The following is a 13,734-nucleotide window of genomic DNA, read 5'->3' on the forward strand; positions in this document are numbered from 1 at the left end:
CGACTAGGCGTGCAGAACAAGCACCAAGGTCTGACCGATAGGCAACATCTGGCTGTTGGTCAGCGATAGTTAGTGTATCGGTTGTACGGAAGGATCAACATGGTTGCTCGGCGCGGGATGTGGATTGGACTAGCGGTTGTCGGTGCGGTCGCGGTCGCTGGCGGACTCGTGTGGCTATTCCGCAGCTTGGGCGCTGAGGAGGCCGATCGGATCTCTAGCGGGATCGGTGCCGGAGCAGCACTGATCGGGCTGATCTTGACAGTATTGGGGCTGATCAATGCCCGTCCTCAAGCGATTCCTGACACAACGCAGCAGTTGCCCAGACCGAACGCCACCGGACCAGAAGGCCTGCACAGTCCAAGTCAGCGTGTGGACAACAGCACGATCATGGGCCCCAACATCCAGGTTGGCGGGTCTCTGACTGGCGGCGTTTCAGCCCAGGGTTCCGGCCAGACCGCTCCGGCCGTTAACCAAGAGCGCGACCTGTGACCCGGAAGCGCGGCGATCGAGAAGACCCAGCCACTGCAGCGACAGGTGGGCAGTCCGTACAGGGCAGCACCATCAGTGGACCCAACGTGCAAGTCGGTGGTGACGTCCAGGGCCCAATCATCACGGGTGATCTGACCATCCAGCACTACGTCATAGAAACGACAGAGCAGCGAACTACCGATGACAGCCAGGCATTGGCGGCGACAGTTCGGCGGTACCGCCTCCGGAACCGGACAGCGAGACCAGCCATCATGGCTGATCATCCCGGGGCAGCCCTGTTGGTGGAGACCCTGTGCGCACCAGACGCCCAGCAGGTTCTGGTCGTCCATGGGCGCGCAGGTGCCGGCAAGAGCAACGTGGTCATGGATGCGCTAGACGATCTGATCCACCGGGGCTGGGTGGCCGGGGTCCTCAGAATGGATGCCGTCGGTGCCGCGTCAACCTCAGCGGTTACCGCAGGCATCGCATCGCACCTTTCGGACTCGCCAGTGGTTGCGATCGACAAACCAGTGGGCGACGCCTCTCGGGTGTTGGTGATTGACCAGCTAGACGCGGTGAGTACGTACAGCGGTCGTATGCCGGACAGCTACGACGCTGTCGCCGAAATGCTTGAGCAGCTGGACGAACATCCACGGGTGAAGGTCGTGCTGGTGGTTCGAACGGTCGACCTCACCGCTGATCCGAGGATGCGTTCACTTCTGCGGGATGAGGCGCGTGTGCGCAGCCTGGAGATCGGTGATCTCGAACTCGCTGCCGTGCACAAGGCTCTCGAAGGCGGTGGTGTCGAGGTGTCGTCACTGCCGTCGGCGACGCTCGAGCTCCTGCGGGTACCTCTGCACCTGTCGGTTTTCAGTCATCTCGATCACGCTTCGCAGCGCGTCCCGTACAAGACTTTGCCTGATCTGTACGAGCAGTTCACGTCTCAGATACGGCAGTCTGTCGAGACGGAGCTGGGCAGCTTGCATTGGCACACGATCGTCACCTCTCTAGTGAGCTACATGAACGACAACGAGTCACTGCAGGCACCGGCCGCAGTGCTCGACGCGGTGCCACGTCGCGAGGTATCGGCGTTGGTATCAGCGGGACTGCTTGTTGAAGACACTGCCAGCGTTGGCTTCTTCCATGAGACCTACTTCGATTTTCAGTTCGCCAGGGCGTTCCTCGCTCAGGGACGCGATCTCCACGACTTCCTGGTCGAGTCAGGCCAACACCTGTTCAGGCGAGCGCAAGCCCGTCAGGTGCTGGAACACATTGCGGGCACTGACAGGAACCTGTTTCGTGCTGTCGCTGTTCGGCTGTTGAGCAGTCCCGCTCTACGGGCGCATCTGTTGGACGTGGTGATCGGCGTGCTGAGCCAACTCGAGGCCAACGCAGATGACTGGCTTGCGATCGAGCCGCTGGTATTCGGCGAATGTCGGCGTAGCGGCAGGCTGGCCGGCCTACTGTCGCAGACGCAGTGGTTCGATGCGGCCGACGCTGCCAAGCGGTGGGAGCCGCTTTTGGCAAACGATGAGACCGCGGGTGTCGCTGCTCATCAGCTGATCTTCGCTGCGAGACGGCGTGCGGAGCGTGTGGCGGAGCTTGTCCGCCCGTACGTCGCGACTGCGGAGCAGTGGAATCAGCGGCTGCGAGCGATGGTCCAGTGGTCGCTCACTCCGGGCCTCGTCGATCTGACGGTCGAACTCATTCAGCGAGGGATACTCGACGAAGTTCGCGGCCCTATCGCCGTCAACAGCGACTTCTGGTCGATTATCTATCCAATCAAAGACGATGATCCGGTCGGGGCGGCCCGAATCATCGGCGCGTACCTGCGGCGAACTTGGGTGCGAGCACAGGCCGAAGGTAGTTCAGATCCATTCGAGTCGGGCCACCTCAACGAGCACTCCTCCAGCGGCGGCGGCTCTACGATCACTGACGTCGCCGCGGCAGCACCGGACCAGTTCCTCACCGAGGTCCTTCCCTTCGTCGTGGACATACTCAACGCCACAAGTACTGACACAGGCGCCGCTGGACTGCGATCCAGTCCGCGGTGGAGCCATCGCTACCTCAACTCGACACCTCAGATCGATCAAGCCCTCTTCAGCGGTCTCGAAACCGCGATCTGCAACACCGCTGCCGAACTACACCGAACCAGGAACGAGCTGATCAACACTCTCGCATCCAGCGATCTCGAAGCACTACGGTTCCTCGCGTGCAGGGCGTATACCGCCGTCGCGGTGCACACCAGCAATCAGGCGATCGACTGGCTGATGGCCGACCAGCAGAACCTCCGACTGGGCTGGAGCGACAGCCCGTCGTGGGCGTCGCGTCAACTCATCGAAGCCGCCACGCCACACTGCGATGAACATCGACTCACAACGCTGTGCGACGCACTCCTCACGTATTACCCAGGGTGGGAAACCACTGTCGACGGCCGCCATGCTCGGGGCCACAGCCAATACCGGCTGTTGTCAGCAGTAGCGCCCGAACGACTGCCTCCCTCTTGCACACGACGTCTCGCCGAGCTCGAGAGAAGATTCCCCGACGCGCCACCGAATCCTCCCCGTGAACTCGAGGCGCATTGGGTAGGCCCTCCGGTCGCCGAGCAAGCTTCCACATTCATGACCGACGAAGACTGGCGTCGCGCCATCCACAAGCACCACAGCCACCGTACGAACTACAGCACCACTCCACCCGCAGGCGGGGTACGGGAACTAGCGGGCATGCTTGGCCGCCGCGCAGAGATCCAGCCCGAGCGTTTCGCGCACCTCGCCTTGACATTCGACGCCACCACCCCCGCGGTGCACATCGTGCATGTGATCGAAGCAGCAGCCAGCAAGATCCCGATCTCACTGCTGACCCAACTCTGTGAACACGCCGCGCAGACAGCAGGACCTGAGGCTGGGCGCGCGATCTGCCGTGCAGTCTGCAAAGTAGCCGGAGAAGCTAACGATGAGCTGATCCAGCTGCTTGAGCACTACGCCAACGATGCCGACCCCGGCGAAGAGATCGCACGAACCCTTTCAAACTCCGGGAAGTTCTACTACAACGGCGACCTCCGCAACGCAGGGATGAACTGCACACGAGGCGCAGCAGCCGAGGCCATGGGCGAGGTGTTGTTCCAACAACGGCACTACGCAGATCGACTGCTACCAGCGATCACAATGCTTGCCGCTGATCCGATCATGGCCGTACGCGTGCAGGCTGCCATCGGCGTGACCGCTCTCCTCAACACCCACCCCGAGACAGCGCTCGACATCGCACACGAGCTCTTCAACACCACACCAGACGACATCCTTGCCTCTCAACCTGCAGCTCGCCTACTCACATACGCAGTCCTTCGCGCACCTCAACGCTTCGCGCCGCACCTCGCTCAAGCATTGAGTGGACCAGACACCGTTGCCGAGCTATCCGGACAGGTGTGGGCCGTCGCTCTCATCAACAACTGCGTAGATGAGTCCCTCCGGGACGAGCCGAGTTTCATGTCCATCGCGGCACGCAGAGGTGCGGCCGGAGTGCTCGCTGCCAGCCCAGACGCCAAGCCCGAAGCTCTGTCGATCCTATTCGATGACGAGGACGAGACCGTGCGTGCGGTAGCAGCAAACGCAGTGCGCAGGCTCAGCAACGTCGATACCACGACAGCCCACACTCTTGTCTCGGCGTTCACCGCAAGCTCAGCCTTCACCGACCACTACGGGACACTCTTCCATGCGTTGGCGAGCAGCCTGCAACTGCTTCCCGAAGCTGTGCTCGACGCGTGCGATCTTGCTATTCAGGTTGCAGGCTCCGGAATGGGCGACTTCAGCACCCGTCACGCCGCAGCAGGGCCGGACATGATCACCGTCGTTCTACGCCTCTATCGTCAAGCCAATCAAGAAATCCGTGCGCGTTGCCTCGACATTATCGACCGGTTGTCCGACAACTCAGCCTACGGCCTCGAGGACGCACTGCGCACAGAGCGATAAGCCCAGCGCACTCATAGCGAGTCACGCATGAACGGTCGAAGGCCTGTCGGGCGCCAAAATATGGCCCAATAGGCCTGATCTGCACATCAAGCTGCTACAGGTTCGCACTCGTTGATCAAACCGTCTCGGCACGCACACCGCTCCCATGCACTCGGTTTGCCAACCGACACACCCTGCCGAACTCAGGCCTGTCGCCAAATCATCGGCAGGATCTTCTCTGCGCTCAATCTCCGATGCTCAACGAGCAGCACGCACAAGCCGCAAGCGCTCTCCGGCTGATCGGCGGCCGCCGCTACCAGCCGAGGAAGGCGCTTCAGATCGCCGATACCCAGTGCCGAGTCGAGCACACGGAGAAGGTGTCCGGATTCCCCGGTGGCCAAATCGACCGAAATCCGGTCGATCGCCGTCATCAAGCGGTCGGTGACTTCGTTGTTCTGAAGCACTTTGGCGGCCTTGGCGACTTCGCCGTATGCGTGCAGCCGCAACGGCCACCAACTCTCCGACGCAGCGCTCTCGAAGGCGAGCTCGACGCACTGCCGCGGTGCGTAGCGGGTGGCCAGGTGGCTGAGGCCGACTGCTCTCCAAGCGGGGGCTTCGACACGCATCAGCGCATCCACGGCGTCGCTGAAGTCTCCGGCGGCGACCGCATCACTGGCGGCGTCGAGGCCGTTGATGGCGTCGGCGGAGAGAATGCCGTGGTGCCACGAAAGCCGTCCGCTGATCCCCCGCATCAGATCGTGCGGCACCAGTGCGTGGAGTGCTTCTTGGGCTGCGGCGTGCCATCTGTCGAGGTCGCCTTCCATGCCTGACCCGTACCGGTAGATTTCGTGGTACGCGGCGTGCGCACGTTCGGTCTCGCCTGCCTTGACCGCGCCGACCACGAGACCTGCGAACGCGTCAGCCCGAGCTTGGATCGCCTCGCCTTCCACTGTTCTTTCGTAGCCGGGAATGTGGATCCGCTCGGTCAACTCCTGGGCACCGTCGAGATCTCCGCGGCTGGCGAGGCTGCGGGCCATGGCGGCGTAGGCGTCGTTGGCGAAGTGTTCCCAGAAGAGTTCGTTGGGCATTTTCGCGATGAGATCAAGCGCGGCCGGCACCTGGCCCGCCGCCGCGAGCTCGGGGCAAAGCGCGCTCGCGATGGTGGTCTCGGCGCCCTTGTGGGGGCCGCCCATCACGGTCGTCACCAGAGTGGGGATGTCGTGCGTGCCCGTGACCGCGAACGTCGCCAGGGCGATGGCGCGGCACGCTCGGAACCGATGCTGCGGGTCCTCCACAGCCGCAGCGGTCGAGGTGAGTTCCGCCAGAAGATCGAGCGCGGTTCGCTTGTCGAGCAGAGCGGACAACTCCGCGCACGCGCGGATGCGGTGAAGGACGAGCTCCTCGGCGTCGTCGACCGGCCGTAGCATCTCCGCGACCAGGTCAACCGCCTCAGATTCATGACCGCGCGTCCGCACCTCGTGCACGGCGCAGCGGTACGCATCAATCCGGTAGCCGTGCCCGTCCAGCTGGATCTGGTTCAGCGAGTGCCTGGCACCCGCGATGTCGCCTGTCACAGCACACTCGATGCTGTCGTCGACGAGCTTCTGGTTTCTGTCCGGGATGTACGTCGGGCGTTCCGATGCAAGCGCCTTGTCTTGGTGGAACTTCCTCAGGAGAGCCTCGGCGGCTCGCGAGACGAGTGGCGAAGGCTGCTCCGCGAGCATTCCCAAGATCGTGATCGCCGCGGTGTTGCGCCAGTTCTGCTCGTCCATCCACTCGCCGGTCGGGATCTCGCTCGGCTTGCCGCGCAACAACCTGTCCAACGTTCGATCACTCTCGGCGTGGTGCCCGCGAGCGCGCAGATCCCAGGCGAGAAGCAGGTACCACAGCGATCGGTCGTCCCGGTGCGGCCGCTCCGCCAACTGCCAGGCCCGCTCCAGCGATCCTGCCCGTGCCGCCGTCACCGGCGACTCCGACGCGAGGTCGACGGTCCTGACCACGTGGCGGATCGCGAACTCCGCGACCGCGAGCGCGTCCCCGTTCGCGACAGCGGCCGTCAGCGCGGAACGTGGTGCCGACAGTGCGATGCGTGGCTCGTCGGGGAACGCCGCCGACTGCTTGCGCGGAAAGCCCTCGTGCCGCGCCAACTCGTACAGCCTCGACGTGAGATCGGCGTCCGACAGATGCGCCGGCAGATGCCTGAGCGCGTACTCATCCGTCTCGTTCACCGCATGCCTCTACTGTTCGAACGTGGTGCGCCAGAGCAGATCCGCGATCTGGCCGTGAACCCACTCGATGGTCAGACCGGCTGCCTGCACGATGTCCTTGCGATGCAGGAAGTCGCGGAAACTGGTGTGGTACGGCGAGTAACGCGTCTGCCCGAGCACCCGCTCCTCGTGCAGGAACTGCTTCCACTCGTCCAGCACCTCCTGGACGGTGAGCTCGTCCACCGGATCCGTCGCGATGCTCGCGAGCAACGACCGCGACACGGCCTGCCGTGCCTCGCACAGCGTGAAGACGATGAGAAGTTTCGTCCGGGGCAACGGCCGGGCGGTCATGCCCATCATCCGCCAGTGGTCTCCGTAGTAGTTCTCCAGGCCACGTGGCAACCGGTCGGTGCCGAACCTCCGGTACGCACCGCGCTCGATCTCCGGCATGACGTATCTGAGGTACATGAAGTTGTCCTCGCTGCGCTCCGCCAGATCGGAGATCGCCCCGTCCACCCCTCCTCCGTACTCCCTGGCCCAGGCCGCGAGTTCCGGCCGCGACATCGCCGCGGACACGTAGGCCTTGACATCCTCGCGGTTCTCGGTGCCGTGAGCCATCAGGTCCAGCTCGCGGTACGGCGACTGCGCCACCAGCCGCACGTCGACGTTCCGGCTGGTCATCACAAAGAACACGCCATCAGGCAGAACAGGCGGGAGGAACAGCAGGTTGGCGACGTCCGGCTGGGCCGATCCGTCAACCTCGTCCAGCGCGTCGACGGCAATGACCAGCGGCTCCTCCTTTGGCAGCCGTTGCCGGGCATCGACGAGCAGGGACAGCAGGAAGGCGCCGCTGTCGACCGCGTTGGAGGGCATCACGGGATGAGGGAGACCCACGTCGGCGACCAGCTGAGCGCACACACTCCGGATGAACTGCGCGGCGCTTGAGACACCCACAGACCGCACGTTGAAATGCACCACGCAGCCTGTGCGCCGCACGTACTCGGCCAGGATCGCGCTCTTGCCCATCCCGGGGTCGCCCTGCAGGACCAGGTAGCCGCACTGGTTCTCGGTGAGAAACTCGTCGATGGCCTCGAAGACGTAGCGACGGCCGACAAACTCGCGCGTCCGATCCGCGATGAGAGCGCCCCACAGATGCGGCATCGTCTCGGGCGCCGATCCCACCTGTGCGCGTAGATCCACGAGCGCAGCCACCGCCTCGGCAGGCAGGTCGAAGCGCCTAACCACCCGGCGGACGCTTCGACCGACCTCCACTGCTGCGGTGTCGGCGACGCTCTGCGAGGAGAGGACCGCCAGCAACTCGTCGAGAGCCGCTCGCTCACCGGCCTCCGACTCGCGCTCCACAACGGACTGGAGCTGGCTCAACGCTTGGCCGAGGTCCGCCGATGAACTTGAGAACGAGATGTTGACGTTGTCGGCGGCCACAGGAGAAAGGTACATCGTTTGGTTCCGGGAAACCGGGGAACGACGAGCGTCGGCTACGAGTACCAGGGGCCGTGCGCGCAAGCGGGCATCCGACGAGCTGCTCGGCTGATGGGACAACCACTACGTCCAGGACGGTCTACGGATGGCTCAAGGACGAAGCCGATCCAGCGGACCTGACCCGCATCCGGAACGAGGCAGTGCGACTGGGTGCCACTGGCGCGGCCGACTGGTGACGACACTCCGAGGCGCTACTCCTCGCTGGACGCCACCGGCCGCTGAATAATCAACCGGTGGATCCGCAGCCCGACGCTTCATCCAACGACGGCAGACCTCGCCGCAAACGAGCACCTGGCATGCGGCGAGGTCATACTGATCGTGTCAGCGATCGTGGCCTCCGGGCCGTCGCCGACCTCGTCGAGGACGAGCTTGAATGGATCTTTCGCGATCAGCCTGTCAAGGACTACGGCATCGACGCGCACGTCGAGATCGAGGCTGACGACGAGTTGGTGACCGGGCGGTTGATCGCTTTGCAGATCAAGAGCGGCAAGTCCTGGTTCGCCGAGGAAAGTCCGGACGGATGGACCTTCCGGCCAGACGCTGACCACATCGCGTACTGGCTCGGACATTCGCTTCCGGTTCTCGTCATCCTCGTCGACACCGATCGAACGGCCTACTGGCAAGTAGTGTCGACCAGCACGGTGACGGAGACCAAAAAGGCCTACAAGCTCACGATTCCTCGAAGTCAACGGTTCGACCGGTCGGCGCGTGACCGGCTGTTTGAAGTCGGGGGACGGAGCGAGACCCTTGTCGGGTCCTTGCCTGGGCATTACCGCGTTCTCCCACCTGACACAGTGGTGAACCTACGCCGAGCCGCCGAGGTGGACGGTCTGGCAGCGGCGCGCCTTGCGGACCGGCTCTCGACCGGACGTGCGGAGCCCGCGATGACCGCGGCTTCGGTCACGGCGGCGCAGCCCACGTGGCTCGCCGACAGCGATGCAGCCCAGGACTTGTGGATGGCTGTCGCTGCTTACGCGAGCGAACACACGGCAGACCGAGAGGCGGCCGCAGCCTTCCAACTCGCGGCTGTCGCGGAGGGTCCGCGGTCAGCTCGTGCTCACGCCTTCGCCGGGCTCAGCCTGGTGTTCGTCGACCGGCCATTGGCAGCCGAACTTCTTGGTCGCGCTCGCGACGGAGGTCAGATCCTGCTGGCTGATGTCGGCCTCATGATCTTGGAAATTGCCGAGGATGTGGCCAGTGAGGTCGAGGTACCGACGTCCATTCGTCAGGCGACCGAAGCCCAGCTCGACAGCGAACCGACGGTGCTGAACGCTCTCGGAGAGGTCGCAGTGCGTCGAGGGGATCTGAACGAGGCGATCGCCTATCGACAACGTGCTGTCAACGCGTCCAGCGAGCCGCACAGCGGTATCCGACTTGAGCTGGCTCGCAACATCTGGCAGCGCGCGATGAAAGAAGGCACTCACTCTCCGCAAGAGCGTCGGCGGGCTATCGGTCATGCTCAGGCAGCGGTCGAGGATCGTCGACGCTGGGCAGGACCGAGCGCGGACGCTGTCACGGTCCTCCTCGAGCTCCTGCTGTCGAATGCCGAGTTCCACGAGGCCGTCAGAGCCGCCTTGCCCGCCTCCCAAGGCGGGACAGCCCTCGAGATCGAGTCGGTCTCCGCATCCGTAGCCTATCTGGGCGCGCTCGCGGCTCTTGCTGACGGCAGCGTGAAGGCTCTCGCGTTCTTCAAGCAGATGCTGCCAGCCGGTCCGCGGCTGCGTGAGCTGACCGCGATCGAGACCGAGGCCGAACTGTCGCTGCCCGCACGTGTCGCGATGTGGACCGAGTTGGCCCAGGAAGCAGAAGACGACACGGCCGCGGCGCGGTTCGTGTCCAAGTTGGTCAGGCTCGGAGTATGGCCTGACGCAGCGGACTCATTGGTGCGGCGAAAAGCCCTGCCCTCAATCACATTGGCGATCCTCCGCGCCGAGTACCTCGCCAGGACGACTGACCGCGAGCTGGGTGCGGCGCGACTGCGTGAGCTGATCCCAAGCGATGCACAAGCGGTGCACGTGCTGGTCGCCTTCCTCGAAGACCACTCTGGCCCCGATGCAGCCATTCAGGAGTGCGAGCAACAACTCCAGTCGCGACCGGATCCCATCACGATGGCGCTGCTGGCTGATCTGTTGCGCCGTCACCAACGGCTGGACCGCGCTGAAGAAGTCAGCGCGGCCATCATCTCCAACGACGCTCTGTCGGTGGACATGCGGCTTCAAGCGTGCAAATGGCTCGTGTCGCGGAAGGTCGAGCGCGACCAGTACACAGAGGCGGCCAAAGTGGCGAAAGCCGGCCTCGCCGTACGCGAAGATCCAGATCTCGCATGGAACCTGCTGGCCGCTGTGCACAACGCGGGCGACGTGGTGCAGGCACGGGAGATTCTCGCCAGGTACCGGCCGGAACCCACGACCGAAGCCGAGATCAGACTGTGGATGCAGCTGCACATCGGCGTTCCGTTGCCTGCGACCGACGCTCCGCTGATGGTCGACCTGGTGAGGAGGTTGCCGCCAGGAGATCTGCGCAGTGCGATCATCGGCCATCTCGTAAGCGAAGTGCTGCACGCACCGGCAGCTGATCAGCAGGCATACCCTCCGTCGCTAACCGAGACGGTCGCTGGGTTCGCCGAGGAGATCAACCACGACTCGCGCGGCATACGGAAGATCAAGAGCGATGACGAATCTTTGCGGGCAGCGCTCGACCAGGAGCAGGTGGATCCGATCGTCGCACAGCGCCATCTCGACCAGCTTCGCTCCGGGCTGAGGAGCAGCGCGGAGATCGCGCAGCTGGTGCGGGTGCCCTACGGTGCGGCACTGCTCCAATCTCCGGCTGGATTGTTGTTCGCATCGGACCTCGCCACAGGCCTTCGCCGGGCAGGAGAGGCGGCAGCACGGGATGCCTTGGTAGAAGGTCGTTGCGTAGTCGACCTTTCCGCCCTCCATTTGCTCACGCTGCTGGACAAGGACGACAGACTGCGTCTGAAGTCGGCGATCCCTGGGCTCATCGCTTCCTGGGGAACGGTGGGCGACGCGGTACACACCCGCGCCAACGCTCGCGGGCTGGCGATCGCTACCTTTGTCGCGTCGCTCACCGCTGACGGCACCTTGGAGCGGACCAGGCTGAGTCCCGCTCAGCAGGCGATCTTGCAGGAACAGGCCGCAGAGCTGGAACACCTGGCATCGGCCTTGATCATCGAACACGCCGACGCCGAAGGCCTGGGTGCCGCCGGGGAAGCCATCGATCTGGCACGCCGTCACAGGCGCCCATTGTGGTGTGACGACGCAGTACTCCGGCAGACTGCGCGCGGTCAGGGCGTGCCGACGTTCAGCCTGGTGGACCTACTGACTGTTCTGGCCGAACGGTCCAGCTCGGTGAACTCGACCGCGGTCCTGCAACGCCTTGCTTCCCACAACGTGGTGGACCTACCGCTTACGTCGGAGTGCATCGTTGCCGTGGCAGAACTCCGTGACTGGGAAATCGGCCCGTCACACGTCGCGCTGAGCCGGCCAGGGTGGTGGCGTTCCCAGGCTGATTGGGCGGGCACCTGGGAAAAGATTGCGGCCGTGGCCGCAGCGCAGTCTGCGACCGCCCTGGTTGATATGACAAAAGCTGCGCTGGCTGGTGCAGTTGCGGAAGTCGGATTGGCCAGAGGAACCCAGCGCTACCAGCAGCTCGTTGTAGCGACGCTCGTCGCCTGTCACTCAGCAGGAGTGGTTCCACCGCCGAACATGTTGGCGTTGCTCGCCGAGCACGCAGTGGTAGGACTCCCGCCCAAGCCTGAGTTTGTGCTGGCAAGCCTCATCCAGGAGCTCGAACGCAGGTCAGTCGCCGATCCTGTGACCATCAGCCACGAGCTATTGCCCGTGTTGAAGCTGAAGTAGTCACGAGACGAGCGCCTCGATCGCGCCCACGCACCCGATGAACTCGCCGTCCATACACAGGAACAGGGTCGAGCAACTCCAATCCCATCACGACGGGCGTTGTGCGTGCCCAAAAACCTCATCCATGCAGGTTAAGCGACATAGCGATACTCCGCCGAGACAGTCGTGTCGATCTATGGTGAGGCGTTCGATCTGGGCGGGCTCAAGAGGCTGGGGCTGGGCTCTCAAGGGTGCTGCGGCGGCGAGTGATCGGTGGGTGCGGTGCTCGTTGTAGTGCCGCTCGTACTCCCGCAGCGCACGCCGTAGGTGGGCCTGATTCCAGATCAGCGTGCGGTCCAGCAGTTCGGCCCGAAGCGTCTTCACCCAGCGTTCGATGATGGAGTTCATGCGGGGCATCCGGACGCCGGTCAGCACCGTCGCGATCCCCGCGGAACCGAGGATATCGTCGATCAACGCAGGGTATTTGGCGTCGCGGTCACGAATGACGAACTTGATCCGCGCGACGTATCCGGAGTCCTCGAGGTCCATGAGCAAGTTGCGGATGGCCTGGGTCACCCAGGCATGGGTGGGGTGCGCGGTGGCGCCGAGTATCCATACACGCCGGCTGGCGTGGTGGATGGCGGCGAGAATGTACTGGCGCTGCCCGGTCAGCGTGACCGTCTCGACGAAGTCCATCGCCAGGATCGCCTCCGCCTGCGAACGCAGGAAGTCAGCCCAGGTAACAGTTGTCCGGCGCGGGGCCGGATCGATCCCGGCAGTCTTGAGGATCTCCCCACACCGTCGACGCGGCGATCACGACACCGAGCAGCGCGAGCTCGCCGTGGATGCGTCGATACCCCCACGAGGGGTTCTCGGTGCCAGGCGCAGGACGAGACGGCGGATCGAAGCGACAGTGCGCGGACGTCCGGGCGCACAGTTCACGCTCATGCGGGCGTGGCTGCGCTTCATCAAGTCGCGATGCCGCCTCAGCACCGTGTCCGGGCTGACCAGCAGCCGGAGCCGGCGCAGCGTCGCGCGGGTCAAGGGCACGAGCAGGGCGGCGAGCAACGCCCTGTCTTCGGCCGCAATCGTGGGCGCTGATCGCCGAGTTGCCGGTGCAGGACCGCGAGTTGGTGGCGTAACGCGAGGATCTCGACGTCCTTCTCACCTCGGTCATGCGCAAGAGCCACTGCGGCGAAGGCGTGGGAGACGGCGAGGTAGGCGAAGCGGACCAGCACGGCCGCGATCATGCCTGATGATGATCGGTTACATGCCGATGCCTGCTGACCTGCACGGACGTATTTCTCGGCACGCACAACCTCTTCCGAGCGAACACCACTCGACGCGGCGGCAGCCACCTCGCAAGCGTGTCAGAGATCAGGACGGGGAACAGTCAGGCGACCTCACGCCGGTACAGCGAGCTGACGTCGCCGTCCGGGACTCCGGAACCATTTGATCAGCCAGGCCCAGCGGCCGGTCGCGGACGGCCGGCTCAAAGACAGTGGACACACGTGGTTGCGCTTGGCCGGGGCAGTTGTCCGGGACCGGAAGCGCCGGTCGTGGCACTCCCCCACGACCGGCGACGTCATGCCACCAGCTCCACACGGCCAAGACGTACATCCCGGCACGCACACATCTCCACGGCCCGGAACGCGCGCCAAGCTGACGGGACGGCGCCCTCGGGCCGCACTCGCTGAGCACATCGCGCTGCGGATCCCGCCGGGCACGGGGAGGATCAGGTGGTGCCTGAACGGCCCG

Annotated in this window: 6 protein-coding genes; 2 read left to right on the top strand and 4 right to left on the bottom strand. The window is 64.3% G+C overall.

Annotated features, from left to right (window positions below):
• The first annotated feature begins 740 nt into the window (after positions 1-740).
• Entirely contained in the window at positions 741-4,433 is a 3,693-nt protein-coding gene (locus C8D87_RS44600) for an NACHT domain-containing protein (RefSeq protein ID WP_146772107.1), read from the top strand.
• Between the two features lie 182 nt (positions 4,434-4,615).
• On the opposite strand, the gene C8D87_RS44605 is transcribed toward C8D87_RS44600, so the two are convergent.
• Together C8D87_RS44605 and C8D87_RS44610 are read right to left on the bottom strand one after the other, a co-directional pair.
• Positions 4,616-6,412, bottom strand: a complete 1,797-nt coding sequence (locus C8D87_RS44605) for a hypothetical protein (RefSeq protein ID WP_146772108.1) — start codon at positions 6,410-6,412, stop codon at positions 4,616-4,618.
• A 237-nt stretch (positions 6,413-6,649) separates the two neighbouring features.
• On the bottom strand, positions 6,650-8,062 hold the full coding sequence (locus tag C8D87_RS44610) for an ATP-binding protein (RefSeq protein ID WP_112232717.1): 1,413 nt from the start codon (positions 8,060-8,062) through the stop codon (positions 6,650-6,652).
• 353 nt (positions 8,063-8,415) lie between these two features.
• Between C8D87_RS44610 and C8D87_RS44615 the strand changes: the two genes are divergently transcribed.
• Entirely contained in the window at positions 8,416-11,997 is a 3,582-nt protein-coding gene (locus C8D87_RS44615) for a DUF4365 domain-containing protein (RefSeq protein WP_112232719.1), read from the top strand.
• A gap of 87 nt (positions 11,998-12,084) precedes the next feature.
• Here C8D87_RS44615 and C8D87_RS47310 read toward each other — a convergent pair whose 3' ends face one another.
• Complete coding sequence (locus C8D87_RS47310) at positions 12,085-12,672, bottom strand: integrase core domain-containing protein (protein ID WP_215732671.1); 588 nt, start codon at positions 12,670-12,672, stop codon at positions 12,085-12,087.
• Positions 12,673-13,016: 344 nt separating this feature from the next.
• Positions 13,017-13,334: a hypothetical protein gene (locus C8D87_RS47315; protein ID WP_215732672.1), complete on the bottom strand. Its 318-nt coding sequence runs from the start codon at positions 13,332-13,334 to the stop codon at positions 13,017-13,019.
• Positions 13,335-13,734: the final 400 nt, after the last annotated feature.

It is taken from the genome of Lentzea atacamensis (genome assembly GCF_003269295.1).
GTDB classification, from domain to species: domain Bacteria; phylum Actinomycetota; class Actinomycetes; order Mycobacteriales; family Pseudonocardiaceae; genus Lentzea; species Lentzea atacamensis.